The sequence below is a fragment of the Streptomyces prunicolor NBRC 13075 genome, from assembly GCF_000367365.1.
GTDB lineage: Bacteria > Actinomycetota > Actinomycetes > Streptomycetales > Streptomycetaceae > Streptomyces > Streptomyces prunicolor.
Map to the genome: position 1 here is coordinate 23,193 of NZ_BARF01000002.1, position 25,631 is coordinate 48,823.

Here is a 25,631-nt window from a genome sequence, read left to right on the forward strand (position 1 = left end):
GATGAACACCATGAGCAACCGCATCCAGAACCACGTCCCCGCCGTCGACACCACCACGACCGGCCACCTGCCCTACGCCGTCCAGGCCGCCGCCCACCCGGCCGACACCACCACGGACGCCCGCGAGCACACCGAGCACACCGACGACCGCATCACCCTCGCCGCCGCCGGCCTCTACGCCGCCACGTGCGCGTACGACGAAGCACTCCGCAGGCCGAACCCCGCCGCCACGTTGGACAACATGTGTGACGCGGTCCACGAGATCGCACCGGACCTCGCCAAGGTCATCAACAGCAAGGCCAGTGCCGAGTTCGCCGAAGGTCTGCGGGTCGCGACCGTGGCCCCCCTGTGGGCGTTCGCTGCGATCGAGCACGCCCGCGTCGAGGCCGGTGACGGCTACGGCTACGTCTTCGATCTGCTCGTCGACGGCCTGAAGAACGGTGTCGACCCGGACATCACCCGGAAGACCGCGCTCGACGTGCCCCGGCGGCTCCGTGAAAACGCTGAGGCCAGCGCGTGAGCGCCACCCCGGCAGAGCAGGCGTCCACCCTCGTGGTGGGCGCCCTGCCCGGGCCCATCGACCCGGACGACCTCGACGTCGCCATCAGCGTCGGTCAGCAGATGCTCGCCATCTACGGCGACACCGACGGCCGCGACATCTACGCCTACGTCCAGGCCCACGGCGCCCTCGCCGAAGCCCTCCGCATCCTCCTGCGCGCCCTCGGCGCCGAGTCCAGTGGTCTTCCTGAGAAGACGAGTGGGCAACAGGAGACCGCGCCCCGTTGCCCGGCTGCTCACCCCGAGGACCCCACCCCGTGCGTCGGCCTGGTCGCGGTCACCGTCCTCGACGCGACGAACGCCGGCACCCACGGGTGTGAGCACCACGCCGCCCGACTCCTCGCCTCGCTGGAAGGCGGGCGCGTGTACGCCCTCGGCACGGCCCCCGAGTCCGCAGCGATCCGCGTCTTCAAGGCCGCCGCCGCCCTTCGCCCGTTCGCGTGGCTGACGGACGCCCCGCGCGTCCTGCCGTCCCAGCTCAGCCACGACGAGAACCGCCTGCGGGGCGAAGGCCGATGAGCATCGAACCCCGCACCGCGATCGTGAACGTCTTCGTCACGAAGCCTCTGGAGATCGACGAACCCACCTGGTGTGCCGGCCACCCCGACAACCGGGCTGGCTACAAGGTCGACATCAGTCACGACGGGCCCGAGCAGACCATCGCCCCCGGCGGGCGGGACCTGTTCAAGGCGCTCCTCACGCAGGCCCCGTTCGCCAGCACGGACCGCAGCATCGGCCTGTACATCGAGGCCGACCTTGAGCCGCGCACGTGCACGCCCGACGAGGTGGACCAGTTCGCCGACGACCTCATCGAGGCCGCCGCACAGCTGCGCGTACTCGGCCGCCAGCTCGCCGAGATCCTCGCGGGAGAAGACCGGTGAGCGCTTCTCTCGTACGCCGCCCGACCGAACACGCCGCGATCCGTGCGGCGTGCCGGTCGGCCCGGCCGCTCCCGCCCGTGCCCGCCCTCATGGCCGCGCTGCTCGACGCGAACGCGCGCGGCGACCGCGAGGGCACCACCCTGGCCGCGCACCGCGTCGTACGTGCCGCCGGCCTCGAATGGGAGGACCAGTGAGCACCATCTCTCGCGGCACCCGCCGCATCATCGTCGCCCACCTCACCGACCGCGGCATGACCCCGGCGGAGATCGCCGCTGAGCTGGGCGTTTCCGACGACACGGTCCGCAGGGACATCCGCGAGTGGACCCCGCCGGCACCCGCCGCCGAGCCCGAGGATGCGGCACCGCCTGCGCCCGGCCTGCTGCTCCCCGAGAGCACGCAACTCCGGCAGGACCTCAACCTCCTCGCCGACTCGTACAAGGCGCAGCGGGAGGACGTCGCAAAGTTCGCAATCCACGTTGCTGCCGAGGGAATCCGACGGCGCATGCACGCCCGGTTCGCCGCCGACGACAGGCAGGAGGTGCGGTCGTGAAGTGGATTCTCCTCGGCGGAGTGCTCGGGGTGCTGCTCCTGTACCCGTCGCTCCTCGCGGTCGTCGTCGCCGTCCTGGTGGCGGTGCTCGGCAAGCCGGTCGTCATCGCGTTCGGTGTCGGTCTCGCCGCCCGGCCGGCCGTCACCCGCCGAGTCAGAGGGTGGACGCCGTGACCGAGCCCGACCCGTCCAACCTGCCCAAGGCGTACCGCAGATACATCGAGCAGGCCGCACACCACCGGCCGCCGAACGTCCTCTACGACCAGCACGGCCGGCCGGTCCACTTTACGATCGGCCAGCCCCCGCCGCCGGTCATCGTGCAGGCCCCGATCCAGCAGGGCATGGACCCCGCCCTGCAACGGCTGATCATCGTCACGTTCCTGATCCTGGCCGTGGTCGTCGTCTGCACCGCTGCGGTGTGCGCGGTCGTGGTCCTGGTCGGCGGAACGCTGATCGGGATCATCGGCGCCGTCTCCGCGAACCTCCCAATGATCGGCGTCTCCCTGGTCGGTGTGATCCTCGCCGCCGGGTGGGCCGCCTCCAAGCTCCGCCCGACCGGTAAGCGCAAGGGCCGCTGACCTGCCCTTCCGCCCTCGGCAACCATGTCCGTCTGGGTCACGGTTGCGGGGGCGCGGTGGGGCCGGACCGTCCGGCCCACGACCAGGGAGAACCCGTGAACAAGTCCACCCAAGACCAGTACGTCCGCCTCGCGTGGAACGCCACCGCCAAGGCCGAGCAGCTGGCCCGCGACGCCGAGCGGTACGCCCGCGACGAGGACTTCCGGCACAAGGTCGAGCCCCTCGCCGCCGCCGGCCGCCTGTGGGCCGAGGTCGCGCAGTCGTACGCCGCCATTGCGGCCGTGCTGCCCGAGCCACTGCCCGAACTGCCCACCACCGAACCGACGGAGTACTGACCATGCGCAGCTCGTACACGCGCGGCGAGAAGCTGCGCCTGGCCTGGCTCGTCGCCAAGGCCGCAAAGCAGTCCATGGCCGGTGACCGCAACGTCGACACCATCGACCCGCGCCTGAAGCGGAAGGTCGACCAAATCCAGGAGCGGGCCGCCGAACGCGGAAAGGCCGAGTTCAACGCCCTACAGGGGCAGTTGGCGAAGGCCCGCCGGGAGGCCGCTGCCGCGAAGGTCACGATGCGGACCAGCAAGGGCCCGGACCGTGCCGCCGCCCGCCGGACGATGTACGAGCGTGAGGGCGCTGCCCGCCGCCTCGAACGCGAACTCCGCACCTACCAGTAACCGCGCCCGGGGACGGCGTCCACCGCCAAGCAGACCGCTGCCCCCGGGCCTCCGTACCCCAGCAAGAGGCAGGAAAAGCCAGCATGACCGACAACGTCGTACAGCTCCACAAGGACCCGCCCGAGGACACCCGCGACACCCTCACCGAAACCATCATCGACGTCGTCGCCAACGCCGAACCCCGCCCCGTCGACCCTCCCGACCAGACCGCCTCTGCCGGAACGTGGATCGCTGAGCGGCAGGCCTACCTCGCCGAAGCGCCCGCCGTAGTGCCCTCGTGGCTTCGGAAGGCCAGCGAGTTCAAAGAGGCAACCAAGTGGACGGTGTCCTACTACGCCCACGTCACCGCGTTCCACACCTTCCGGGCGCCCGTCTACCTCGCCCGTCTGCTGCTGCGCTCCCCGCGCGGCACCGGCCGGCTCATCGTCCGGTGGGGCAAGTGGGTCGCGGACACCGAAGCCCGCCCGGTCGAGGCGAAGGCCGCGGCGTCCGCGGACATCGAGGCGTGGCTGTCTCTGTCCCGCGAGAAGTCCCGCCGGGTACGGCCGCGCCGTATCGCCTCCCTCGCCGTGGCGACGGCGACCGGCATCACCGCCCTGGTCAGCTCGTTCATGGTCCCCGGCTGGACGCTCACCGCAGCGCTCACCGCCGCCGCACTGGCCGGCCTCAACGGCACGAAGGGCAGCAAGGCGCTCATCACCCGCTACGTGGCCACCAACATCCTGCGCAAGCTGGACTCGACCGAGGTGTTCGAGGCCCTCGCCGCGATCGGCATCGAGGGCCGGAAGGGGCGCCGCGGTGTCGAGTTCGCCGCCGAGGTCATGCGCGACGGGCCCGGCTGGCGCGCCGAGGTCGACCTCCCGCCCGGCATCGAGGCCACCGCCGTACTGGAGAAGCGCTCCGCCCTCGCCGCCGCCATGCGCCGACCCATCAGCACCGTGTGGCCCGAGGGCGACCGCACCGCGCACCCCGGGCGCCTGGTGCTGTGGGTGGCGCAGCGCGACCCGGCGAAGGCCGCCCGCAAGCTGTGGCCCCTCATGCGAGAGGGCCGCGCCGACGTGTACCAGCCCCTGCCCTACGGCTTCGACCCGCGCGGCAACCTCGTCGAGATCACCCTCATGTACTCCAACCTGCTGGTCGGAGGCATCCCCGGGTCCGGTAAGACGTCGTGCGCGCTCGCTATCGTGCTGGGTGTCGCCCTCGACCCGACTGCCGAACTGTGGATCTTCGAGTTGAAGGGATCCGGAGACCTCGACTCGGTCCGCCCCGTCTGCCACCGGTACGTCAGTGGCGACGAGGACGAAGACCTTGAGGCCGCGCTCGGCGGCATGCGGTCCGGGATCGCCGAGTACCAGCGCCGCGCCAAGTTCATCAAGTCCCTGCCCGCCTCCGAGGTCCCCGAGGGCCGCAAGGTCACCCGCGCCCTGGCGGAGAAGTACCCGGAGCAGAACCTCGGACCGCGCGTCATCGTCGTCGACGAGGTGCAGGAGCTGTTCACGCACGCCGAGTACAAGGAAGAGGCCGCCGCCCTCGCGACCCGCCTGATCAAGAAAGGGCGCGCCTACGGCATCATCCTCATCCTCCTCACCCAGAACCCGGATGCCCCGTCTCTGCCCACCGGCGTCTCCTCGTCGGTCGGCACCCGCCTCTGCCTCGCGGTCATGGACTGGCGGGCCAACAACAACGTCCTCGGTACCGGCGCCTACGACCGGGGCCTGCGCGCCACCGACATCAGCATCGACGAGGCAGGAACCGGGATCCTCGCCCGCGGCCGTGAAGGCATCACCGTGCGCGCGGCGTTCATCAAGCAGACGGAGGCCGAGGACATCGGCAAGCGGGCGCTGGCCATGCGGACCGCGGCCGGCACCCTCACCGGGCAGGCTGTCGGGGCGCAGGTCGAGGTGCTCGACGTCGAGACGGTCGTCGACCACGTCCGCGCGATCTGGCCGGACGGCATCGAGAGCGTGCACTCGCACCGCCTCGTCGACGCCCTCGCCGCCTACCGTCCCGACCTGTACCGGCCGTGGCTGGAGATGGATCCGGCGGCAGCGTCGACGGCGCTGAGCACCGCGCTGAAGCCGTTCAAGGTGACCACTCGGCAGCTCACGATCCGGGAGTGCTGCGGCGGCGCGAAGGGCGTGCGGTGGGTGGATCTGCCGGCCGCCGAGGACGGTGAGTAGGACCGCTCGGGCTGGTTTCGGGTGGGGCTGTGGTTTCACCCCGACCCGAAACCGGTTTCGCCCCTGATATCGGGGCTGAGCTGGGATGTTTCGGGTTTCGGGGTGTTCGCCGATCACCCGGAAACCGGGGTGTGCGAGGGGTCTGCCGTGGCTGGTGATCCGAAACCGGCAGCCAGCCCCTGCCCGTTGTCAGAGCCGCCCGGTAGCGTGAGGGCTTTGGCCCCCTGCACGGTCATCACGGCCGTACAGGGGGCCTTCCGCGTTCCCAGGGTCAGTACAGGGCGTCGATGGCCCTGAGGAATCGGTGGACGGCGCGTGATAGACCGAATCCTCACACCCAAGGGAGGGGCCAGAATGACGTACGCCGAAGACCCGAAGCGCCTGGCGCGCCTGCTGCGAGACCTCGCAGACGCGCTGGAGGCCACTGGGGTCAACCCGGTTGGAACGACCAGCGAGCGGCATCTGATGGACGATGCCCGGACTGCTGCACGCGAGCTGGACCCTGACACCGGGCGCCGGAAGCCCGGCGGCTTTGCCGCTTTCTGAACCACGCCACCCTCGTTCAGAAGCTACGCCTGCGGTTCGACCATCGCAGGCACCACTCGGCCCCCGCCCAGCAAGGCGGGGCCGTTCGCATACGTGGTTCAGGGCGCTCCCAGCTCCCCGACGTCGACCTGATACTCAAGGCCGAGCGAATCGAGCCGCTCTCGCACGGCATCGCGCACATCACCGACGATCGCGATCCCTACCCCGATATGGCCATCAGAGCCCGGCCGCTCGACAAGGCCCTCTACGACTTCGGGAGCGATGCTCCGCAAGGTGCTGAGAGCTTCGTCGAGCCGGTCCGGCGAGACGCTTGTTCGGACGCGCGTGACTGTGTCCATAGCTGCCTCCTCTTCGGTAGATCAGCGCTCCCACACGTCCGGTCCGCCGCCCCGCCACTCGATCAGCCCGGACTGCTCGACGTACGCCTCGTCGACATCCTCGATCCCAGCACGGCGCAGGAACTCGGCGATGTCCCGGAGCCCGTACGCGCGGCCGAGGATCTCGCTGTCGACGCGCACGCGGCGGCCGCCGTCCTCGTCGGGCGGGTACACGACCACGGGCAGCGCGGAAGCCATACCGTCAGCCTGTCGCGCCCCGCCACCGGCCGCGAGCTGAGCCATCTGCCCGGGTACTCCCCGCGATCAGGCGGAGCCGCGCGAGGCTAACGAGGGCAGCCTCCCGACATGAACAACCCAGAGAGTAAAGATCAGGAACCCGGCGCTGTATGAGCGCGGGCCCGCTGTTCGACCGGGAAGAAGCCGAGCGCCGTCTCGGGCCGGCCGCTGTCGCTGCGTCTCGCCGGAACGCGGCTGCTGCTCCTCCGCTTCGGCCGGAGCAGCGCGAGTTCCTCCGGAGGCTGTTCGCGTCCGCCCGCCCCGTAACCTCCAGGTGACCCGCGAGGAGCGGCTCGCGATCCTCGGCCCCGAGACCGTCGCGAAGATCCGCGCCCGCGTCGCGCTCGCCCCGGAGCCCAGCGACGAACTCGTCGAGGAACTCCGCCGGATCATGACCAACCCCGGCGGCGAGGCCCCGCGGTCGCGACCGGCGAACGAGACTACGGAAGGCCAGATGTGAATGCCCGGTCCGGGCCACGCCCGTGACGGGGAGGACGGGACCCATCCGCGTGGGCAACGGCTCCGAATCAGAGGCGAGGGACACGGAGCGGTGCCCTTACCCGTCGCCCGGCTGTGGCTGGGACGCTCCAGCCGGCCGACGAGAGGCGTGCCAAGTACGTGCCATCTGCCAGAGAACCCGCAGGTCAAAGCCAACACACCGCAGGCTCTATGCGGTTGGCAGGTTCACCCGTGCGCGGTCACAAGACGGACACACCGCCCACGCGCTCACCCCGTGTCGAGCATGATGCCCACCTTGATACGCACGATCCTGGGGGGACCATGCGCCGTACCACCACCGTCTTGCTGCTCACCGCCGCGCTCACTGCCGGGGCGGTCGGCTGCTCGAAGTCCGGCGACGAGACTGCCAAGGACTGCGCCACCGCGCTCACCGCACGGACCGGAGGTAAGCCCGCGGACACGCCGACCGTCAACGAAGCGAAGGAGCGGGTTGACGCGCTCGACAAGACGCTCGCAGGCATGGTTCGTTCGGGGTACGAGACCGTAGCCAAGCAGGCGGCCGACGCTCTAGAGCAGAAGACCAAGGCGGGCGGGAAGAGCCGACCGGGAGCGTGCAAGCCGCTCTCGGAGGACGACTACACCACGTTGCTCATGGCCAAGTCGATCGACGGTCTGGGCTGGACGGATGAGGGTGGGAAGTTCGACAAGCTCAAGATGGCGGACAGCCTGGGCAGCTAGCGCGGCTGTCGTCGTAGCGCGGCCCCGCTCCGGTTGGTCCGGGGCGGGGCCATCGTCATGCGGGGGCTCCTGCCGCTGCTTGCGCGCAATCACAGCACCCCTCGCGCATATGGGCAATCTGCCGCAATCCCCGGGCGCGGCTCTGCCGATCCTGCGCATGCTGGACTTCCAACCAGCGCAGATGGAGGGCGACATGACGCTCAGGTTCATCGGCACCACATCGGAGCACGGCAACTGCCCCACGCTGTACGAGGTCGTCGAGACCGGCGAGATCCTCGTCCAGGGCGAGCGCGAGACCGACCCCGAGCATCTCGCCCAACTCCGGGACGTGAAGGACTCCGAGACGTTCGTACGGATCCCGCGCGAGCTGCTCACCCGCTTCGCCCCACGGGACACTGAGTCGACCGCCGAGCCGCAGACCAAGGAGTAGAACGCGTGCCGGACCTGATCCCGTTCGACGAGATCACCCACCTGTTCACCGACTTCGAGCACACCGCCTGGCGTCTGGAGACCCAGCGCGGCTACGCGACCGACCGCGTCAGCCCCAACTGGCCGCGCTTCCAGCGAGGGGAAACCTTCGACTACGACCCGGCCAGCCCCTGGCATGTGGGTGTGCGCGAGCAGACCGAGGCCGGCAAGCGGTACGGACGTGTGCGCCTGGTCGACGATCCGCCGACCGAGGGACAGCGGTTCCTCCTCGCCACCGGCCTGGGCAACGTGGCGGCTGGCGAGGACATCCGCAACCTCTACCGCGCGGACGCCGTACGGATCGGACTGCCGGACTATGACTTCTGGCTCTTCGACTCCCGCACCCTCGTGAAGTTCGTCATCGACGACCAGGGCGTGACCCTCGGCGTACAGATCCTCGAAGACGCCGAGAGCGTCGTACGCGCCTGCCAGGCCCGGGACGCTGCCCTGCACTTCGCGGTACCTACCAGCCAGTTCCAGGCGCAGGTACCGTCAGCCGGGTGAGCACCGATTTCCAGTCCGGCCGCGAGGCCCTCGGTGTGCGGCTACGCGAGCTGCGCACCGAGGCTGGCCTTCAGGGCAAGGACCTTGCGGAGCGGCTGGGCTGGCAGCGGTCGAAGGTGTCACGGCTGGAGCTGGGGAAGCAGACCGCGACCGCCGAGGACCTCGACGCGTGGGCGCAGACCCTCGGCGTCCCGAACGAAGCCGGCGACCTGAAGAGCCGCCTGCGGGGCCTGGAGTCCCAAGCCCGGTCGTGGCGCCGACAGCTCTCCACCGGACACCGCGGGGTGCAGGAGCGGTACGTCGCCGAGTACCGGCGTACGTCCACCGTGCGCGGCTATGAGGCGACCGTCATCCCCGGGTTGTTCCAGACCCCGGACTACGCCCGGCATCTGCTGCTCCACAACGCGGAGTTGATGCAGTCGCCGCGCGATACCGAGGACGCCGTACGCGCCCGCATGAAGCGCCAAGAGGTGCTGTACGAGGCAGACAAGGCCTTCCGCGTCCTGATCTGGGAGGGCGCTCTCCATGCCCTCGTATGCCCGCACGAGACGATGGCTGGCCAACTCGACCGGCTCGTCGGGCTGATCGGCCTGAACACCGTGGCGCTCGGCGTCGTGCCGTTCGGGGTGCAGTTGAAGCTCAGCCCGAAGCACGGGTTCTGGATCTTCGATGAGGAACGCGTCATCGTCGAGACGATCAACACGGAGTTCACCCTCGAATCCGCCGAGGACGTTGCCCTGTACGGACGGGTGTGGGACCGCCTCGACGAGGGCGCCGTCTACGGTCCCCAGGCGCACCGGCTGATCGGCCGCGCGCGGGCCGCCCTGGACCTCGCGTGAGCAATCCGCCCCAACCCCGGTAGCAGGTCCGCAATCGCGCGCAATCGGCGCGCGCGTCCGTGGCGCCGGTTCCTAACGTCCTGGTCATGGCCACAAAGCCCGCCCTGTCGCTCCGGCAGCAAGGCCAGAAATGGTTGCTGTCCTGCACTACTGACCCCACCGGTGCGCGCCGTCGATGGGACCGCGAGGAACTCGCCCCCTTCCCCACCGCCATCCACTGGCGGGTCGTCGAGGCGCCGCTCCTGCCGTCGATGCACGCGATGCAGCGGATCGGCTCGAAGCGTCTCGGTCCGGTCCTCGCCGATGTCGAGGCCGAGTTGACGTGGTGGCTGCTCCCGCCCGATGTGGGCGACCAGCTGGACGACGTACGGCAGCTCACCGTCCGGTGTTCCGGCTGGGTCCTCGACTGCCCGCCGGTGCTGTACGCGGTGGACGGACGCATGTGGCTGGAACGGCCGGACGGTACCGGCCGGTTGACCGATCCCGTACTGCTGGGTGCCGCGTTCGGCCCGGGCGGACAACTCTCGGAGGCTGCTCGATGAAGACGGACATGGACGCGCCCCCCGTACTCGGGCTTCCGCTCGAAGCGCCGGCGGTCAACCCGAACTGCGGTGTGTGTGCGGCGCTCGCGCGGCAGCGTGCGGACGCTCGGGCGGCCGGGGACTTCTCGAAGGTGGCAGATGTCAACGTGGAGTTGCGCAGCCATCAGGCGGCCATCTCATGACCGTGCGCGTCTGCCGGGCCTGCGACGAGCCGATCACCGACCCCGACGACGCGATCCTCGTCTGGCATCAAGAGTCGATGTCCGGCCCGGGCAGGGACGTGTGGGCACACCGCGACCACGCCGACCTCATCGAGCCGGATACCTCACTGGTCCGCGTCCTGGCCCGCGTCATGATCTCCAAGGCCATGCAGTCGGGCGACTGACTGCCCCGTAACCCCTGCTGCCGGCGGAGACTGGCGGTAGCAGGAAGGGCGGCCGTCTTCACCTCCCCCGGGCGGGGCGGCCGCCGTACACCCCCCACAGGAACCGCCTTGAACGAACCGCTCACACCCACGCAACAGTCCATCGTCGACTTCGCCCGCCGCGACCTGGCGACCGCGCGCTCTTCGGACCTCGGGTCGATAGAAGCCGCGAGCCTGATCCTCCTCGTCGAGCGCATGCGGCACCGGCTCGACTCGGTGCTGGAAGTCATCGACGAGGTGGCCGCCGGGATCGGCAGCGCCTGAATCTCCCGCCCGCCCCGTACCCCGTGCCTGTTGGGGCGGGCGGGTCACGGCCCGGCGGTGTACGCGTCTCCACCGCCAGGCCCGGGGTCGTTGGTACCTGAGCACGACGGAGGGGCCCGGCACAGGCCGAGCCCCTCCGTACGCGTCAGCGCCCGCGCGGCGGCTTCAGCGTGGCTTCGATCGAACCCCGGGCACGAACCTGCTCGCGGCCCACGTCAACCCACACCTCACCGAACTGCTGCTTGCCGATCGCGAGTTGAATGACGATCGGCCGGTCTGTGCCGCCGCTCGCGCCGATCGGCGCAGTGGCTGCGGCCGGCCCGCGGCGGGGGGTGTTGAGCATCGACGCCCATGGCGCCTGAGCCGCCGCCAGCTTCCTGCGCGTGTCCGGGTTCGACCACACACGGGACCCCACCGGCAGATCTGCCAGCTCCATCCCCTGCTCGCCCACCAGCGTCAGCCCGCTCCGGATACCGCCCGACGCCGCAGCCCCGACGATCCCGCCGGCGGCCTTGCCCTTCAGCGCCTTGGTGATGAACTTCTCCATCGTCTTGGCCAGGGAGTTCATCGACTTTTCCAGCTTCGACTGCTGCGAGGTCAGCGACTTGACCAGCTTGTCCTGCGCCTTGATCGCCGCCCCGTAGTACGCGTCCGCCGTCGTCTTCCCCGCGCTGGTGGCGGCCGTGGCGATCTGCGCCTGAAGCTGGTTCATCGACGAGATCTCCGAGCCGGACGCGCCGAGCAGCGCGCCCGCCGTCTCCAGCCCGCCGCCACCCACCCCGGCCTCGGCGATCTGCTGGATCAGTCCCTTGTCCAGGCCTTTCGACTTCAGGTCCTTCAGCGCGTCGTCGAACGCGGTCGTCTTGTCGCGGCTGGCGGTGAGGCCGCCCATGATCGAGGCGACCGTGACGGTGCTCCCCGACGCGCCCTGCGTGATGTTCGCCGACGACATGAGCCCGCTCTTCACGCCGTCGGCCATCTGCGAGGCGGAATTCTTCAGGTCGTCCAACTTGGACTTCGCCGTGGCCAGCGATGCCGTCACCTTCGTGAGGGCCTTCTCCTGGCCGATCAACGCCTTACCCACCGAGCTGAGGTGCTTCAGCAGGTTCGACTCGGTCTTCCCCGAGAACGCCCCCTTGATCTTTCCGGCCGCATCGTTCAGCGACGACACCAGCGAGTTGATGTCCGTCGGCGCCGCGAGACCGTGCTCGAACGGTGTGCGGACGTAGCCCGCCGTACGGCCGAAGCTACTGATCCCGAACGAGCCCCGCAGCGACGAGCGGGCGTCCTTCTCCGCCTGCGACACCTTGCCGCCCTTGGCGAACCGCGGTCCCTCGAACTGGCCGTCGTTGATCCGCTGGAGGAAGTGCTCGCCGTACTTGTCGACCGCGGCTTTCTTGACGACGAACTCGCCGTTGCTGAGCCACGGCGCCGGCACATCATCGGATGTGCCGGTCCCAGGGCCGCGGACCGGGCCGCCGTCGGCGTACCGGAACCCGCTGCCCTTCCCGGTGTAGAGGCCGCCGGTCGCGCCGACCATGTCGTGGACGCTCTTGCCGCCAGAGACGCTCTTCGCGACCGAGTAGGTGGTATTGACCTTGTTGTTGTACGTCCACGTTGTGGCGGCCTTCCCGTTCAACGCCCTCAGCGCAGCCGCAATGTTCTTGATCGAGGAGAGAGCGCTCCCCTTCGTGGTGACCTTCACCGACCCATCAGGCAGCCGCTGCACCTTCAGACCGAAGCTTTCGAGGACCTGCTCGCCGCTCTTCGACAACGCCTTCAGCGTCACCGACTTCGTGTCCGGCGTCTTCTTCACGGCCGCGTTGAACGCAGTGATGTCCCGCTTCGCGTCCTCGGTGTCCATCTGGATCTTGGGTGTGGTGTCCGTCGGGATCGTCAGAAGCTGTCTGGCGAGAGCCTTCGCCTGCTCCGTCGTCAGGCCCATCGCTTCGCCGTTCTTGATGAGCGCCGCGCGGCCCCGGTCGTAGATCCCGTTGACCGTGTCCCAGCTCGCGTTCGCCGCGCGCTGACTGGTACCGGCCGCGTCGGTCTTGTCGGCGAGATCCTGTAGCGCGGTCGCCGCTGCCTGCGCCTTCGCCGAGTTCGTGTCGAGGACACCGTTGTTCATGGACAGGGAGCCCGCGTTGTCCTTCGCGGCCTTCGCCGCGCTGTCGATCGCAGCCTCGAAGCCGATCATCCCGCCGAGCCCTGCCCTGTTGACGTCGTTCAACGCCTGGATCGCACCGCGCAGGCCGTCCGCGCTGGACTTCTGCGCGTCCAGCTTCGCGGCCGTGTCCTGCGCCGCCTGCCCGAACAGGCCCTGCGACTGAGCAGTAAGCCTCGCCTCCGACGCCTGGTCCGCCAGCGCGGACTTGTACTCGCCGAGGCTCCCTTGCAGCTTCTTGACCTGCGCAGGGTCCATGGTCTTGAGCATGTCCTTGAGCGCCACCGCAGCCAGCTTGGCCTTATCGCCCTTGACCAGGCCAGCCAGCGACTCATCGATCGCCTTGAAGGAACCGGTCAGCGCCTCCGTGGCATCGCCGCCCTTGAGCAGGCCCCCCGAGATGCTGTGTCCCCAGTTGTTGACGCTCTCCGACACAGCGGGATTGAGCACCTTGTCCATCTGGGACTTCAGCTTTTCGAAGTGCGTGCCGAACTTGCTCGCCGCTTCACCGGTGACTTGCCCCGTGGCGCCGAGCCGGGCCAGCGACGAGGTGAGCTTGTCGACGTCCGGCGGCGCCGACTTGCCGATGTTGGACAGCTTCGACACCACCAGCACCAGCGCCGCGATCCCCGCCACGATGACCGAAGCCCGTGCCGCCACACCCAGCGACAGAAACGCCGCCTTCAGCCCAGCGAGTCCGCCGCCAGCCGCCACTGACGCCGTCCGCAAGGCAGCGATCTTCACACCCAGAGCCTGAATGCCGCCCGCCGCCGCACCGATCCCGGCACCCGCCAGCTTGATCAGCTTGAACGCGGCGTACACCTGCATCAGGTTGCCGATCAACTCCGGCGGCACCGCAGCAACCAGCTTCGCGAACGCGTTGACGATAGTGAGCAGCCCCGGCCCAGCGTCCGCCGCGCCCTGCGCGATGTTGCCGAGCGCCTGCATCAGGTTCGACAGCAGCTCCTTGACCGCCGGACCCTGCGTGCGGGCGTAGTCCATGAACTCGGCGATCGGCCCGTGCGCATCACCCTCCGACAAGACCCGGATGAAATGGATCGTCCCGTCGACGGCGCCCTTCAACGACTTGTTCGCGTAGTCGTCCACCTTGTTCGACAGCGAGTCGAAGCCCGACGAGTTGACCGCCCCGCCGGCCACCTTCATCAGCCGGTCCAACTGCGTCGACGACGCCGCCACCATCGGCGTCAGCTTCGGGACGATCGCGCCGAGCACCGCGAAGGAGTGCTCGACCGGCGCCATCGTGAAGCGCGCCGTCGAGTCCGAGAACGAGGTGAACTTGTCCTGCAAGTTCGAGTAGCCAGCCGCTGCCTGCTGCGTCGCCGCCGGCATCCCCTTCAGTGCCTGCGCCGCCTCGACCTGCGCCGCCGCGGCCTGGCTGGAGTGCTGCCCGTACTTGGCGACCGCGTCCGAGTACTTCGTCTGCGCCTTCGCGGCCTCGCTCAGATTGGTGATCTGCGGCTTCAGCGCAGCCCCGAACGCGGCGACCGCCAGACCGGCACCGCCCGCATGCACGGCGATCGGAGCCAACGACGCCGCCACAGGGACAGCGGCCGGCGCCAGCGACAGCAGCGACGCCTTCAGGTCGACCATGCCGCGTTCCATCATCGACGAGGAGCGGCGCACGTTGTTGCCCGTGGCGGCGAACCGGCCGTCCAGCGTGCGCAGCTGGCCGTTGATATCCCGGAACCCGGCCGCAGTCCGGTTGTTGACCGAGACTGTGATCGTCACGTCATCGCTCACGAGGCCACCTCACTCAGCAGCCGCGCCAACTCGGCATCCATGTCACACGGCCACACCCCGACCGGCAGCCCGACCATGGCGAACAGGTCCAAGACCTCGTCCATCGGCCACTCGGGAACCGTGAAGTCCAGCCCGAGGACCTGGAACAGGCCGTACACCACGAGGAACGCCCCCTCGTTGATGCGGCCCTCAGCGCACGCGGCACGGGCTTCGGCGACGTCCTGGTCGTCGAGACCGTAGAGCGTGAAGAACATCCCCTTGTGTTCGCCCTCGACGATCGTGATGTTCGTGCACTTCGCGTGCGCCTGGCCCAGGGATGCCGCCCGTACGGGCTTCTGGCGGCGCTTGCGGTTCTTGTGTCGACTCACCGGACCCCACCGCCCGCCAGCGCGCTCACGGCCCCGTCCAGCAGCCTCAGCCGCACCCGTTGTACGTCCGACCGGAACTCAGGCCGCGCCCGCCAGCGCCGCACTGTCCGACCGGACACGCCGATCTCCGGGCCGATCTCCTCCGTTGGGCGCCCCATCGCGAGCAGTACCGCGGCTCGTACCCGAGGGGGCATGTCCCCGTGTCCAACACCGTCCAATGTTGTCCACCTCCTACAAAGACCGTACGGCCGAATGCAGGTATTCACACAGATACGACCGAACAACTTTGGAGGTTTCCTACACAGAGAGAAGCGCCCGACTCCCCCTCAGGGAGAACCGGGCGCTACGCCCTACAACGACCGCTCAGCGGCCCCTCGCCGGTGTGACGCCCATGCCGTTCCTCCTCACGGACTCGACCGCCTGAGCGGTCACTTCGACGCCTGCATCGCCTGGAACGCGTTCACGACCCGCGGCGGCTGGGGATACTGCACAACCGCCAGCTCCGACACCCCCGACATCAGATCGTCCCCTCGCTGCTCCCACACCCGATAACCAAGCAGGCCCGCCAACGACGCCCGCGCCGGATGCATGGGCGCCAGCCTCGCCTGCGCCACCCGATCCGCCACCCACAGCAGCGCCCCCGACGGAGCCAGCGACTCGTACGCCACTCCCCGCACCCGAACCGTGGTCGTGAACAGCCCACTGCCGCCACCGGTCGCCCCATCCAGGCCGAGCCCCACCGCCTCCAACGCGCCCGCGTGCCGAACCACCTGCCCGTCGTACGCCTCAGCAGCCACCATCAGAGCCACGAGCGCACGCTGCGCCACCTCGGCCGCGTCCTCCAGCTTCGAGCGGGCCGCCTTCATCTCCTTGCCGGCCGCCGCGATCTGCACCCCGGCCGCCTGCTCCCGCTTCTCCCGCGTCGCCGCCGCCCGCTCCGCCGCCACCCGCGCATCGAACACCTCGCGCAACTCCCGGGCGTTCATACGGCACTGCGCCACCCGCTTCAGCACCGCCGTCAACTCGGCCGCCTTCACCGTGCTGTTCGGCGACTCCATCAGCGCTTCCTCGGCCGCTGTACGCGCCTGCTCCGCCTCGGCGACTTCGGTCTCTGCCTCGGTCACCATCTCGGCTGTGATCTGCATTCCGTTACTCCTTGATCGCATCTACTGGTAACCCGGTGGGCACACTGCCGCCCGGGCCGCTCCACGTCAGGGGCCCACCGCCCCGCACTACACCGCCGGCATCCCCCTCGGCGGCCCCCGCTCCGGCTCCAACCGGCGGCGCCTCACCGTGACCCGCCCGCCCCTCGTCATCCCGCCCCACACCCCGTGAAGCCCCGGCCGCTCCAGCGCGTACGCCCCGTAGTCGTCCCGGTAACCGCAACCCGCGCACAGCCTCGCGGCCTGCGCAGAGCGAAGCCCGCTCACGAAATACGCCTCCGGATCAGCCCGGCACGGCGCCGCCGGCCCCGGCTCGAACACGAACCCCGGAACCCCCAGCACCAACAGGCCAGGCCTCGCACCAGGCGCCCCGCTCACCGATCGCCCTCACTCATCCGCCAGTTCAGGACCAGCACCGCCCCACCCGCCGCCGCGAACCCGCCCGGCACCGACACCAGGAACACCGCCACCGCCAGCAGCCCGAGCCCCACCCCGTCCAGCAGATCCGACCGGGCCCCCGACAGCACTTCCCGCACCCTCCGCAGCCGCCCCATCAGAAGCCGCCCTCCCGCTCACGCCGCGCGCGCTCCGTCGCCGCCGCGATCTGCTCCCGAAGCGCCGCCTGCCCCGCCCTGTTGTGCGCCTGCACCGCCTCGAACTCCTCATCCGCCGACAACTCCCCCCGGTCTGTACTGACCGACCCATCAGTCCGTGACCCTGACCGCACCAGGGCCCACGCCACCGCCACGACCGCCACCGTCAGACACACGACGACGACCGCCCCGAACGCCCACCCGTTCACCGCGCGCCTCCCTCGGCACGCTCCAGCGCCTGGGCAATACCGCCGGCCAGCAGCTTCCGGCGCCGACGAGGAGACGCACCCGGCGGAATCACCACCGTCACCGGCCCGGAGCCGCACAGCCGCGCCTGCACCTCATCCATCGCCACGAGAATCGCCTCAGCGTCGAGCGGCTTCCGCGCCGCCAACTCCCTGACGAGGTCCAACTCCCGCACGAACACCGGGTCCTTCAACCACGCCCGGATCGTGCTCGGATGCACACCCACACTCTCCGCAACAGCACGCTGCGACTGACCAGCCACAAGCGGCAGAATCGCGTCCACACGCTTCGCAGGATCAACACGGGACATCAGATCTCTCCTCGGTGAAGCGGGCCGCCCGGCCCGTCGAGTTCATGGATGTACGGCCGGCCACGAGCACACGCCCGAGTACCACGCATCGGCGGAAGCCGCCTCGCCTGAAGGCCGTACTGCTGCGGCAGCATCCAGTCCATCAACCACCAGTAACGCCGCCACGCAGTCGTCGGACTCATCCCCAGCGACGCCGCCGCCCGACGGAACGTCCAGTGCCGGCCAAGCACCAACTCAGCCACAGCCAACCCCTCCGTGGCCTTGATACCGAGATCAAGGCGAAGGTGCGGATACGGGCCACCACGCCGCGCACTCCAACCCAACGGAGAAGATGAAACAGATTTGGCCAGGGGACGGCCGGCCGCCTGCCGCTCGGGCTCCTCAACGGTCATCAGGTCCTCCTTCAGGTTGGCCGACCGCCGAGTGACGGTCGGTGGATCTACGAGCGGTTGGTCTCGCCGCGGCTGATGGCCAGCCAGCACGCCCGGTTGTCGCCGCCGTCCTCGTGCACGTACCGGTCGAGGGAGCGGACGTAGACCGAGGGGGACTTGCAGGCGGGGCACGGCACGAGCTTCGGGATACCGGGGTTGTCGACCATGGGGTGCCTCTGTTCAGGGCCGGAAGGTGGCGGGGACCGAGACGGCGCGCACGGCGTCGGGGAGCGCGGACAACACGCCGGACAGGACCGGGCAGCCGTCGTCGTGACGGATCTCCAGCCGCGGGCCGCCGGTGTCTGGGTCGGTGCCGAGCGCGGTTTCGCTACAGCAGTGGCCGCACTGGTAGTTGGTGGCAAGGGTGACGGGGTCGATGTCGCCGATGACGTAGTCGGTGTGTTGGGGAGTGTTCATCGGGGCTCCGTTGGCTCTCTGCGGTGTCGGACCCGTGGGTGTCGGACCACGGAGGTCCGACAGTGGTTCTCGGGATGACCTGGGGCTTCGGGTGTTGCGTGACTCTCATCTGAAGTGTTTTGTCTAGTTATGCCTGCTATTGGAGAGAGAGGCTGTCGGACCTTTGGGTCCGACAGGTCCGACAGGTCCGACAGCACTCGCCGTAACCACAGCTACTCCGGAGCCACTGACCCGGCAGCCAGCAGGCCACCGGCCAACAGCACCAGCCAGCCCTGCTCACTGCCGTACTGGAGCGCCGCAGACCACAGCGAGTCCGTCGCTCCGGACGCCCGGTACTTGTCGCGGTCGGGCTTCTTGATGCAGTTCCGGTTCACGTCGCGCACCGGGATCTCGCCGCCGTGACGGGTGACGTAGCGGTGCGCGCGCTTGGCGACGTTCTCGACGGACGGGTGCACGCCGTTGACGACCTCGTACACCGCGGCCTGAGACTCTGCGGCCGTCCGGACGGCCTCAGCTCGGCGCGCGTCCAGCTCAGCCTGCGTGCGCCGCCTGGCCGCGTCCTGGACGCGGTCGCGTACCTTCCTGGACGTCTCCCACATCACGGTGGCCCTGTCCCAGTCCTCGGCCTTGACCGAGGTGCGCCCATGCAGGAGAGCGAGCAACGCCGCACACTTCAGCCGCCACAGCGGCTCGTGCGTATCCAACGGGGCGTCAGCGCCGCGACCGAAGGAGATCTCAAGGGCCAACTGGTCGAGCTCATCGGTGACGTGCCCAGGCACCGGAATGGTGGTGCCGCGGAGCCCGGACACCCATGTCGTGACGGGGACGTCCTCGCCGTCCTGCTTTGTGACCATGACCGGCCTGGTCGTGGTTGGCCGTTTATCCGGGGTGTCGGGTCCGAGAGTGGCGTGCGCCCACGCGAGGCGCTGCGGCAGTCCGATGGAGCCCATCTCCAGCAGCTTCGCCGCTGGTTCTTCCTGTACGCCGAGCGACATGGACAGCGTGTAGCGGCCCTTGGGCAGCGCCCGCCGCCGCTCGACCTCGGCGTTGGATGTGCCCTGTCGCTCGCTCATCCACGCCTTGCAGAGAACACCGTTGAGGGTGGCGGCTGCGGACATCTGCGCCATGGCGTCGAGGACGCTGCCCTCAGTGGCGAGGGCATAGCCGCGGTTCCTCTTCTGTACGAGGATCTTCTTCTTCCCGTCTTCGTCGTCGGGGTCGATGGCGAGGTCGAGGTAGGCGGCGATCAGGCCTTGTCCGGTGGAGATGTCGATGTATGCGAGGTCGACGGCAGGGAAAGGGGTGAGTTCCTCGGCGGTGTTCTCGGCGTTGCCCTTGCCGCTGCCGGACGGGCCGAACAGTCCGCAGTACCAACCGAGGGTTGCGGGTTGGTGGATGCCGCTGTCGACGCGGACCGTGGGGTCCGCCATGGCGGCGGTGCGGGCGAGGACGGCGTGAAGGACGCCGTCGGGCGAGGCGCGTCGCGCCCGGGCCATCTGCCGAATCTGCTGGAGTACGGCCGTGGCGTTCCAGAAGGTGTCGGGAATTCGGTCCGCTGGTTGGTCGGGCGCCTCGCCGGAGTCCTCGGGTGGCTCGTCCTGTACGCCGTCCCAGGGGTCGTCGGCGAGCGAGGCCCGGAAGTCGTCGGCGTCGTCATGGTTGCGCTCGCGGTCCTTCATGCACCGCCGCTTCACCTCGGTGAGGACGGCGGGCGCCAGGCGTCCGGCCGCGCCTCTCGCGGGCCTGCCGGCCGCCGCGCGCATGATGTCGCTCGCGGCCTCCGAGGTGTTCCCGGCGTAGTGGAGGTGCGCGTACAGCGTGCCGACGGTGAGCTTCTGCCCCGGGGGTTGCGCCCCGACGGGGAGGTCTGAGCGTTCGGACCAGTTGACGGCGACGTGGTCGTCGCACAGCAGGCTGTACGCGCTGCTTGGGCCGTCGCCTCCGGCGGTGGGGCGCAGCCACTTCTCTCGGCCGCCGGTCTGCCCGACGTAGGTCCAGCCCTCGGGTTCGAGGATGTCCTTGAACGTCAGCATGTCGGCGAGGACGTCGAGGGGGCCGTCGCCGCTGTGCAGTCCAGAGGGACGCGCGCGCTGCGGGGACGCGGTCGGGACGCCCGTGCGCTGCGCCTTGCGTTCCTGCTTTTCGCGGCCCGCCTGTCCCAGCAACTCCCGCGCTGCGGGAGCCAGCTCGGAGACGGTGGCGGCAAGGTCCGTCCACTCGAAGACCTCGCCCGTCCCCGGCCCGACCGAGGTAGGCCGCTCCAGCCCCTCCTTGCGATTCGGGGGGCCGGGCACCTTCATGAGCCGGTCCAAGTTGCCAACCTCGACGTCCCATGACCAGCCATGCCGGTAGGCCTCGGCCGCCAGGATCGCCTGAACGCCCGTGGTGACTGCCTTCACCCGAGCACTGTCCTCGGCGTTCTGAATCAGGTAGTTCTCGGCGAGCAGCCACACCGGGTTGTAGCCGCCTCCGGTGTTCACCCAGCCCGAAGGAGTCGGCAGGCCCGACTCGGCAACGACCTTCGCCACGGAGTCCGCATCCGGCGGAGCGGGGAGGTCGTCGGGGCCGGGCTTGTGGCCGATGGTGCCGTAGTCGCCATCCGCCCAAAGGTGGGTGAGGCCGAAGGCCAAGTCCTCGCCGCCTCGACCCTTCTTTCCGTCGGGGCCCACGGGCGGGTGCTCGCGGAGTGTGGTGCTCTGTGCGTAGACGCCCTTTGCCTTCCGCCGGTCCCGCTCTGAGACGTACTGGACCGCCGCCTCAATGCCGGGTCCGTCGGTGGCGAACCGCCGGCCCACCCATCCGTCTTTGTCCGAGCAGATGCTGAGGAGCCCGGGGCACCCGCCGTACAGGTGCGTCAGCCAGCCCCGCACGACCTCAGGGTCTGCGGTGAGCGGCTGCTGCTCGTCGTTCACTCGTCGCGCTCCGTGGGCTGTGCCGCAGCTCCCGCACGGTGGCGGGAGCAGGGGAAGTCAAAGGGGTTCAGCACTCGGCCGCGGCTCTGTCCGCCGCGAGCCGGTCGATGGCCAGCCGCATGAGGTGCAGGACGCCGTCGGCGTTGTACGCGGTGCCGTTCTCGATGACCGGCCGGCCTCCGGTCGCCGCGGTGCTGATCAGGTAGACGACCGAGCAGTCGACGAGAGTCTCGGCGATGGTCAGAGCGTCGTAGTCGGTGAGCACCTTGCCGTTGCCGAGGTCGAGTTCGACGACCGAGCCGGGCTTGTAGGTGTTCATGAATCCGTGCTTGTCATCCCGCGAACGGATCGTCACCCAGCCGTGTTCATCAACCAGGACCCTCGTCCGGCACAGCGCGTGTACGGCCGGGCCGGGCCCCCGCCCGGCCGCCGAAGCAACAAGGCGGGTACGACCGTTGCCGGTGCGCGTGGTCATTCGGGCCTCACGATGAGGTGGACGACGAGCACCGCCGGCAGCTCGTCGCCGGGGGTCTCGCGCCGCTTCATGTTGCCGAGCAACTGGTCGAGCTCGGCCTGCTTCGAGGCGAAGGTGTCGGCGACCATACGGCGCGCGGACTCGACCACCGCAGCAGCGAGGCCCTGTTGGACGGCGTGGACGTGCGCGGTCAGCGGCGCGACCAGTCCCTGCCCGATGCCGGTCAGGCGGTCGTACAGCGCGGTGTCGAGGCGATGTGTCAAAGTGGACATGCGTCCAACTCCATTTCGATCAATGACGGGCCTCCGGTCGCTGCCGAGCGATTTGCCGGGGGCCTTGTCAGTTGGGTAGACGTACAGGCCCGGTCGCTGGTGGTGATGACACCGACGACCGGGCCGTCTCATGCGCCACTGAGGGGGCGGATCACGGCCGATTCCCCAACCCTGCAACCGCATTGAGACTGCGATGCCATGGCGTCCGAACTGTGGTTATGCGGCCCCGATGCACATTGCTGCTCGCTCTCGTCACGCGGGGAATCCGGGGCGTAGAGGAGGGTGAGCAGGTCCCGAGTCGGAATCTTGATCTTCCGGCCGAGCGTGAGTACACGCGTCGCGGTCCACTCGCCTCGGCGGATCTGCGCGTACACGGTGTCCTTGTTGACGTCGAAGATCGACGCCACCGTGGGGACGTCCGTCGTCGGACCGAGCGCCTCGACTGCCTCGCGAGTCCAGGAGCCGGTCATACCGACTCCTCAGCGAACCCGCATTGAGCGAGGAACTGGCGGGTGCGAACCCGCACCGCACGACCCGTGCGAACGACGGGCCACTCCCCCCGCTGCGCCGCGGCGTACCCAGTGCGGCGAGCGACGCCAGCGATGCGCGCCGCGAGCGGCACGGAAATCGTCGGATACTCGTCGGGATCCGGGATCTGCGCTCGCACGGCACAGGTCGGATCGACCAAGCGATCAGAATGATGCTTCACGAGATACATCCTGCACCTTGGCTGGAATGTGCGTCAAGGGCATCGAGTGCATCTTGTGCAGGCATCATTTTGATGCGACGCTGCGACGGTGGCAGAGAAGCAGAAGAGCTCCCTCGGACCGGCCGGGGAGACCCTGAGACAGAACATCAAGCGCATCCGAGAAGGGCAGCGCATCACGTACGTGGAGTTGTCCGAACGCCTGGAGAGCATCGGCCGGCCGATTCCCGTGTTGGGCCTCCGGCGCGTTGAGCGCGGGGAACGGCGTGTGGACGTCGACGACTTGTTCGCGCTCGCCTACGCGCTCGGCGTGCCGCCCGTCGATCTGCTGGTACCTGGCGACTTGGTCAGCAACGACTCGTACAGCGTTACGCCTGAGGTGCACACCTATGCCGGGCCAGCCCGCGCATGGATTCGCGGTGACGCCTACATCCCGGATCACCTCGGGGACCCGCGGGACCCCTTCGGTCTACCGGCACCCACGGCGTGGGAAGCCGACCCGAACGGCATGGTCCGTTGGATGGCCCGGGGGCGCAGCGATCAGGTGTTGCAGTGGCTGATGGAAAGCATCCCGATGGAGCCGCTTGAGCCCGAGCAGGGGGGAGACGATCAGACGTGAAGCCCTATAAGGCGTGCTCATGCCGGGACCCGGAGACGAAACGGCTCCTCGGCAAGCAGTGCCCGAACATCAGCAAGAAGGGTCACGGCGGCTGGTACGCCCGGTACGAGGCGCCGAAGTCCGCGGGCGGGAATCGTCGCCAGCCCCGCATCGGCCCGTACGACACCGAGAAGGCGTGCAAGGAAGCGCTCGGGAAGGCGCTCGGTACGTCCGCCAACCCGAAAGCGCACGACGAGCGGAAGACCACGCTCGGCCAGTACCTCGAACGCCGGTACACGTGGCGGACGTCGGAGGCAGAGACAGGCGAGGGGCTGAAGAAGTCCACGCTGGACGCCGAGCGTGAGGCCATTGACCTCTACCTGAACCCGGGCCTCGGCCACATCAAGGTCGTCGACCTGGACGACGAGCACATCCGCGAGCTGTACGCCGCGATGCGGAAGATCAACCGGCCCGACGAGGGCGACGAGCGCACGGAGATCCTGCGCCGGCTGCAAGAGGTCCGGGCGACCCGCCACGGCAAGCGGCTGCACAGCCGTCCCATCTCCGAGTCCCGCATCCGCCGCGTTCACGCCGTGCTGCACGGGGTGCTCGCGGACGCGTCGAAGCTGTCGAAGATCCGGACGGACAACCCGTCTGACGGGGTCTGGCGGTCGAAGGGCGGGAAGCGCAAGCAGGGCCGCGCGAAGCCCCTGCTGTGGACGGCCGAGCGGGTCGAGCAGTGGGAGAAGACCGGGGTCATCCCGGCGAAGGTCATGGTGTGGTCGTCCGACCAGTGCGGCAACTTCCTCGACTTCGCCGACGCCTCCGAGGAGCGGCTGTATCCCGCGTTCCACCTGGATGCCCACTACGGGCCGCGTCGTGGCGAGTTGGTCGGCGCCGAGGAGCAGGACCTGAGCCTCGAACGGAAGCGCCTGCACGTCCTTCAGGCGCAGTCGGACGACGAACTCGACGACACCAAGACCGAGGCCGGCTACCGGCAGATCCCGCTCGACGACGAGACCGTCCGCGTCCACAAGGCGTGGCACAAGCGGAAGCTCGAAGAGCGGCTGAAGTGGGGCGAGGCGTACAAGGACTCGGGGCGCGTCTACTGCTACGAGGACGGCACAGCACTGAAGGCCGAGTACCTGTCGAGCCGCTTCCGGATCCTGCTTGAGCGGCACGCCAACATCCGCGCGAAGGGCAAGGAAGGGTGGTCGCTCAAGCGGATCGCCCTCAAGTTCCGGACGACCGAGGCCGCGGTCGAGGTGGCCCTCAGGCTGACGCTGCCACCCATCCGCTTCCATGATCTGCGTCACGGTGCGGCCACGATGCTGATCGCCGCCGGGGTCGACGACAAGTTCGTCTCGGAGGTGCTCGGCCACTCGTCCGTCAGCTTCACGAAGGACGTGTACGCGGTGGTCGCCGAGGAGATGGAGGCCGACGCCACACGCCGGATTGCCGCCTTCATTCCGCGCCAGAAACGCCTTTCAGCGGTTGGTGCCATCAGCGTGCCATCAGGGGGTTGAAAATGGCTCTGAAGACGACTCAGGGAGCCCGGCCGTTTCGGGCCGAACTCCCTGGTCAAGGTGCGGAGGCGGAGGGATTTGAACCCTCGATGGGATTTGCGTCCCAAACCGCATTAGCAGTGCGGCGCCATAGACCGGACTAGGCGACGCCTCCAGCACAACCACCCGCGCGAGCGCGGAAGGTGCGTGCAGATGATGACACAGATGAGCGCGGTGTCACCAATCGCCTCCCACGGTACTAGGCGGGCGGGCCGCAGGGCAAAGCCGTTGTCGCCGGCCGCCGTGTCCGCAACGTCCGGGGGCGGTGGGCGTTAGTCAGGTCATGTCCCAGGTCAGCCGTCTCCACCGCCCGCTCCGTCCGCTCCGTCTCCTCCTGGTCGCCGCCGCGTCCGCCGCCGGTGTCGGCTCGCTGGCCGCGGTGCCCGCCACCGCGTCCCCCGGCACCCTCCACACCCTCGCGCCACCGCCCGTCCGCGACGAGGACCGGTCCGGCGGCGACCACCTCACCGTCACCGTCCGGCACGCGGGCGGCTCGGCCGACGGGACGCACGAGCTGTACTGCCACCCCGGCGGCGGCACCCACCCGGACGTGACCGGCGCCTGCGCGGCCGTCGGCCGCAACACCCAGTGGGGGAAGGACCCCTTCGCACCGGTGCCCCCGGACAGCATCTGCACGATGCTCTACGGCGGCCCCGCCACCGCCCATGTCACCGGCACCTGGGCCGGACGCCCCGTCGACACCACGTACGACCGGAGCAACGGCTGCGAGATCTCCCGCTGGAACGGGATGGTCCCGCTGCTGCCCGATCTCGGCCGTGGCCGCTGAAGGATCCCGGCCGAGGTCGCTGGAGGATCTCTGCCGTAACCACTGA

The 25,631-nt window shown here is 69.3% G+C and carries 39 protein-coding genes and 1 tRNA gene; 23 read left to right on the forward strand and 17 right to left on the reverse strand.

Annotated features, from left to right (window positions below; genetic code table 11):
* Positions 1 to 10: 10 nt before the first annotated feature.
* The 11 genes from SPR02S_RS00370 (at position 11) to SPR02S_RS00420 (ending at position 5,965) form a co-directional block, all read left to right on the forward strand.
* Positions 11 to 520, forward strand: a complete 510-nt coding sequence (locus tag SPR02S_RS00370) for a hypothetical protein (protein ID WP_106436874.1) — start codon at positions 11 to 13, stop codon at positions 518 to 520.
* Positions 517 to 1,077, forward strand: a complete 561-nt coding sequence (locus tag SPR02S_RS54815; RefSeq protein WP_019054944.1) for a hypothetical protein — start codon at positions 517 to 519, stop codon at positions 1,075 to 1,077. Before SPR02S_RS00370 ends, SPR02S_RS54815 begins: the two co-directional genes overlap by 4 nt.
* Entirely contained in the window at positions 1,074 to 1,439 is a 366-nt protein-coding gene (locus SPR02S_RS00380) for a DUF6907 domain-containing protein (RefSeq protein ID WP_019054945.1), read from the forward strand. Before SPR02S_RS54815 ends, SPR02S_RS00380 begins: the two co-directional genes overlap by 4 nt.
* Positions 1,436 to 1,633 (forward strand): hypothetical protein, encoded by a 198-nt coding sequence (locus SPR02S_RS00385; protein ID WP_019054946.1) that lies wholly within the window; start codon positions 1,436 to 1,438, stop codon positions 1,631 to 1,633. Before SPR02S_RS00380 ends, SPR02S_RS00385 begins: the two co-directional genes overlap by 4 nt.
* Positions 1,630 to 1,989 (forward strand): helix-turn-helix domain-containing protein, encoded by a 360-nt coding sequence (locus tag SPR02S_RS00390; protein ID WP_019054947.1) that lies wholly within the window; start codon positions 1,630 to 1,632, stop codon positions 1,987 to 1,989. Before SPR02S_RS00385 ends, SPR02S_RS00390 begins: the two co-directional genes overlap by 4 nt.
* On the forward strand, positions 1,986 to 2,162 hold the full coding sequence (locus tag SPR02S_RS63890; protein ID WP_019054948.1) for a hypothetical protein: 177 nt from the start codon (positions 1,986 to 1,988) through the stop codon (positions 2,160 to 2,162). The genes SPR02S_RS00390 and SPR02S_RS63890 overlap by 4 nt, the downstream gene beginning before the upstream one ends.
* Entirely contained in the window at positions 2,159 to 2,566 is a 408-nt protein-coding gene (locus SPR02S_RS00400; RefSeq protein ID WP_106436875.1) for a hypothetical protein, read from the forward strand. Before SPR02S_RS63890 ends, SPR02S_RS00400 begins: the two co-directional genes overlap by 4 nt.
* 95 nt (positions 2,567 to 2,661) lie before the next feature.
* On the forward strand, positions 2,662 to 2,901 hold the full coding sequence (locus SPR02S_RS00405) for a hypothetical protein (protein ID WP_019054950.1): 240 nt from the start codon (positions 2,662 to 2,664) through the stop codon (positions 2,899 to 2,901).
* A gap of 2 nt (positions 2,902 to 2,903) precedes the next feature.
* The gene (locus SPR02S_RS54820; RefSeq protein ID WP_019054951.1) at positions 2,904 to 3,239 is read left to right on the forward strand and encodes a DUF6257 family protein; all 336 of its coding nucleotides are present in this window, start codon (positions 2,904 to 2,906) and stop codon (positions 3,237 to 3,239) included.
* An 83-nt stretch (positions 3,240 to 3,322) separates the two neighbouring features.
* Positions 3,323 to 5,419 carry an FtsK/SpoIIIE domain-containing protein gene (locus SPR02S_RS00415; RefSeq protein ID WP_019054952.1) on the forward strand — a complete coding sequence of 699 codons (2,097 nt, stop codon included), beginning with the start codon at positions 3,323 to 3,325 and terminating at the stop codon, positions 5,417 to 5,419.
* Between the two features lie 354 nt (positions 5,420 to 5,773).
* A complete protein-coding gene (locus SPR02S_RS00420; RefSeq protein ID WP_019054953.1) occupies positions 5,774 to 5,965 on the forward strand; it encodes a hypothetical protein in 192 nt (63 codons plus the stop codon).
* 98 nt (positions 5,966 to 6,063) lie between these two features.
* Here the strand turns inward: SPR02S_RS00420 and SPR02S_RS00425 are convergent, their stop codons facing one another.
* Positions 6,064 to 6,303: a hypothetical protein gene (locus SPR02S_RS00425; protein WP_019054954.1), complete on the reverse strand. Its 240-nt coding sequence runs from the start codon at positions 6,301 to 6,303 to the stop codon at positions 6,064 to 6,066.
* A 21-nt stretch (positions 6,304 to 6,324) separates the two neighbouring features.
* Positions 6,325 to 6,540, reverse strand: coding sequence for a hypothetical protein (locus SPR02S_RS00430; RefSeq protein WP_020684146.1), 216 nt, complete (start codon positions 6,538 to 6,540; stop codon positions 6,325 to 6,327).
* Positions 6,541 to 6,853: 313 nt separating this feature from the next.
* Between SPR02S_RS00430 and SPR02S_RS00435 the strand changes: the two genes are divergently transcribed.
* The 9 genes from SPR02S_RS00435 to SPR02S_RS00475 all read left to right on the forward strand — a co-directional run bounded on the left by SPR02S_RS00435 (position 6,854) and on the right by SPR02S_RS00475 (position 10,817).
* On the forward strand, positions 6,854 to 7,039 hold the full coding sequence (locus SPR02S_RS00435; protein ID WP_019054956.1) for a hypothetical protein: 186 nt from the start codon (positions 6,854 to 6,856) through the stop codon (positions 7,037 to 7,039).
* Between the two features lie 320 nt (positions 7,040 to 7,359).
* The gene (locus SPR02S_RS00440) at positions 7,360 to 7,776 is read left to right on the forward strand and encodes a hypothetical protein (RefSeq protein WP_019054957.1); all 417 of its coding nucleotides are present in this window, start codon (positions 7,360 to 7,362) and stop codon (positions 7,774 to 7,776) included.
* Positions 7,777 to 7,969: 193 nt separating this feature from the next.
* On the forward strand, positions 7,970 to 8,206 hold the full coding sequence (locus SPR02S_RS54825) for a hypothetical protein (RefSeq protein ID WP_052346892.1): 237 nt from the start codon (positions 7,970 to 7,972) through the stop codon (positions 8,204 to 8,206).
* 5 nt (positions 8,207 to 8,211) lie between these two features.
* The gene (locus SPR02S_RS00450; RefSeq protein WP_019054959.1) at positions 8,212 to 8,748 is read left to right on the forward strand and encodes a DUF6879 family protein; all 537 of its coding nucleotides are present in this window, start codon (positions 8,212 to 8,214) and stop codon (positions 8,746 to 8,748) included.
* Positions 8,745 to 9,587, forward strand: a complete 843-nt coding sequence (locus tag SPR02S_RS00455; RefSeq protein WP_019054960.1) for a helix-turn-helix domain-containing protein — start codon at positions 8,745 to 8,747, stop codon at positions 9,585 to 9,587. The genes SPR02S_RS00450 and SPR02S_RS00455 overlap by 4 nt, the downstream gene beginning before the upstream one ends.
* An 86-nt stretch (positions 9,588 to 9,673) precedes the next feature.
* Positions 9,674 to 10,129: a hypothetical protein gene (locus SPR02S_RS00460; protein WP_019054961.1), complete on the forward strand. Its 456-nt coding sequence runs from the start codon at positions 9,674 to 9,676 to the stop codon at positions 10,127 to 10,129.
* The gene (locus SPR02S_RS00465; protein ID WP_019054962.1) at positions 10,126 to 10,311 is read left to right on the forward strand and encodes a hypothetical protein; all 186 of its coding nucleotides are present in this window, start codon (positions 10,126 to 10,128) and stop codon (positions 10,309 to 10,311) included. Before SPR02S_RS00460 ends, SPR02S_RS00465 begins: the two co-directional genes overlap by 4 nt.
* The gene (locus SPR02S_RS00470) at positions 10,308 to 10,514 is read left to right on the forward strand and encodes a hypothetical protein (protein WP_019054963.1); all 207 of its coding nucleotides are present in this window, start codon (positions 10,308 to 10,310) and stop codon (positions 10,512 to 10,514) included. The genes SPR02S_RS00465 and SPR02S_RS00470 overlap by 4 nt, the downstream gene beginning before the upstream one ends.
* A 108-nt stretch (positions 10,515 to 10,622) precedes the next feature.
* Entirely contained in the window at positions 10,623 to 10,817 is a 195-nt protein-coding gene (locus tag SPR02S_RS00475) for a hypothetical protein (RefSeq protein WP_019054964.1), read from the forward strand.
* Positions 10,818 to 10,962: 145 nt separating this feature from the next.
* Here the strand turns inward: SPR02S_RS00475 and SPR02S_RS00480 are convergent, their stop codons facing one another.
* From SPR02S_RS00480 to SPR02S_RS00545, 14 genes are all read right to left on the reverse strand, one after another.
* A complete protein-coding gene (locus SPR02S_RS00480) occupies positions 10,963 to 14,742 on the reverse strand; it encodes a hypothetical protein (protein ID WP_019054965.1) in 3,780 nt (1,259 codons plus the stop codon).
* The gene (locus SPR02S_RS00485; protein WP_019054966.1) at positions 14,739 to 15,110 is read right to left on the reverse strand and encodes a hypothetical protein; all 372 of its coding nucleotides are present in this window, start codon (positions 15,108 to 15,110) and stop codon (positions 14,739 to 14,741) included. Before SPR02S_RS00485 ends, SPR02S_RS00480 begins: the two co-directional genes overlap by 4 nt.
* 428 nt (positions 15,111 to 15,538) lie before the next feature.
* Positions 15,539 to 16,255, reverse strand: a complete 717-nt coding sequence (locus SPR02S_RS00495; RefSeq protein ID WP_043257975.1) for a hypothetical protein — start codon at positions 16,253 to 16,255, stop codon at positions 15,539 to 15,541.
* Between the two features lie 87 nt (positions 16,256 to 16,342).
* On the reverse strand, positions 16,343 to 16,651 hold the full coding sequence (locus SPR02S_RS66035) for a WhiB family transcriptional regulator (RefSeq protein WP_019054968.1): 309 nt from the start codon (positions 16,649 to 16,651) through the stop codon (positions 16,343 to 16,345).
* Positions 16,648 to 16,827: a hypothetical protein gene (locus SPR02S_RS54840; protein WP_019054969.1), complete on the reverse strand. Its 180-nt coding sequence runs from the start codon at positions 16,825 to 16,827 to the stop codon at positions 16,648 to 16,650. Before SPR02S_RS54840 ends, SPR02S_RS66035 begins: the two co-directional genes overlap by 4 nt.
* A complete protein-coding gene (locus SPR02S_RS00510; protein ID WP_019054970.1) occupies positions 16,827 to 17,075 on the reverse strand; it encodes a hypothetical protein in 249 nt (82 codons plus the stop codon). The genes SPR02S_RS54840 and SPR02S_RS00510 overlap by 1 nt, the downstream gene beginning before the upstream one ends.
* Entirely contained in the window at positions 17,072 to 17,422 is a 351-nt protein-coding gene (locus SPR02S_RS00515; protein ID WP_078622769.1) for a helix-turn-helix domain-containing protein, read from the reverse strand. Before SPR02S_RS00515 ends, SPR02S_RS00510 begins: the two co-directional genes overlap by 4 nt.
* Positions 17,422 to 17,814: a hypothetical protein gene (locus SPR02S_RS62755; RefSeq protein WP_158697756.1), complete on the reverse strand. Its 393-nt coding sequence runs from the start codon at positions 17,812 to 17,814 to the stop codon at positions 17,422 to 17,424. The genes SPR02S_RS00515 and SPR02S_RS62755 overlap by 1 nt, the downstream gene beginning before the upstream one ends.
* 47 nt (positions 17,815 to 17,861) lie before the next feature.
* Entirely contained in the window at positions 17,862 to 18,020 is a 159-nt protein-coding gene (locus tag SPR02S_RS62760; RefSeq protein WP_019054972.1) for a hypothetical protein, read from the reverse strand.
* Positions 18,021 to 18,033: 13 nt separating this feature from the next.
* A complete protein-coding gene (locus SPR02S_RS00525; RefSeq protein WP_019054973.1) occupies positions 18,034 to 18,270 on the reverse strand; it encodes a hypothetical protein in 237 nt (78 codons plus the stop codon).
* A 212-nt stretch (positions 18,271 to 18,482) separates the two neighbouring features.
* Positions 18,483 to 21,182, reverse strand: a complete 2,700-nt coding sequence (locus SPR02S_RS00530) for a hypothetical protein (RefSeq protein ID WP_019054974.1) — start codon at positions 21,180 to 21,182, stop codon at positions 18,483 to 18,485.
* Positions 21,183 to 21,249: 67 nt separating this feature from the next.
* On the reverse strand, positions 21,250 to 21,657 hold the full coding sequence (locus SPR02S_RS00535; RefSeq protein WP_158697757.1) for a hypothetical protein: 408 nt from the start codon (positions 21,655 to 21,657) through the stop codon (positions 21,250 to 21,252).
* Positions 21,654 to 21,929, reverse strand: coding sequence for a hypothetical protein (locus tag SPR02S_RS00540; protein WP_019054976.1), 276 nt, complete (start codon positions 21,927 to 21,929; stop codon positions 21,654 to 21,656). The genes SPR02S_RS00535 and SPR02S_RS00540 overlap by 4 nt, the downstream gene beginning before the upstream one ends.
* A 128-nt stretch (positions 21,930 to 22,057) precedes the next feature.
* Positions 22,058 to 22,399, reverse strand: a complete 342-nt coding sequence (locus SPR02S_RS00545) for a helix-turn-helix domain-containing protein (protein WP_019054977.1) — start codon at positions 22,397 to 22,399, stop codon at positions 22,058 to 22,060.
* Positions 22,400 to 22,726: 327 nt separating this feature from the next.
* Here SPR02S_RS00545 and SPR02S_RS62765 point away from each other — a divergent pair, with 327 nt between their 5' ends.
* Together SPR02S_RS62765 and SPR02S_RS00555 are read left to right on the forward strand one after the other, a co-directional pair.
* Complete coding sequence (locus SPR02S_RS62765; protein ID WP_019054979.1) at positions 22,727 to 23,254, forward strand: helix-turn-helix domain-containing protein; 528 nt, start codon at positions 22,727 to 22,729, stop codon at positions 23,252 to 23,254.
* Entirely contained in the window at positions 23,251 to 24,759 is a 1,509-nt protein-coding gene (locus SPR02S_RS00555) for a site-specific integrase (protein WP_019054980.1), read from the forward strand. Before SPR02S_RS62765 ends, SPR02S_RS00555 begins: the two co-directional genes overlap by 4 nt.
* 63 nt (positions 24,760 to 24,822) lie before the next feature.
* Here SPR02S_RS00555 and SPR02S_RS00560 read toward each other — a convergent pair.
* Positions 24,823 to 24,913 (reverse strand) — tRNA-Ser (locus SPR02S_RS00560).
* Between the two features lie 168 nt (positions 24,914 to 25,081).
* Between SPR02S_RS00560 and SPR02S_RS00565 the strand changes: the two genes are divergently transcribed.
* Positions 25,082 to 25,585, forward strand: coding sequence for an SSI family serine proteinase inhibitor (locus tag SPR02S_RS00565; RefSeq protein ID WP_019054981.1), 504 nt, complete (start codon positions 25,082 to 25,084; stop codon positions 25,583 to 25,585).
* The last annotated feature ends 46 nt before the right edge of the window (positions 25,586 to 25,631 follow it).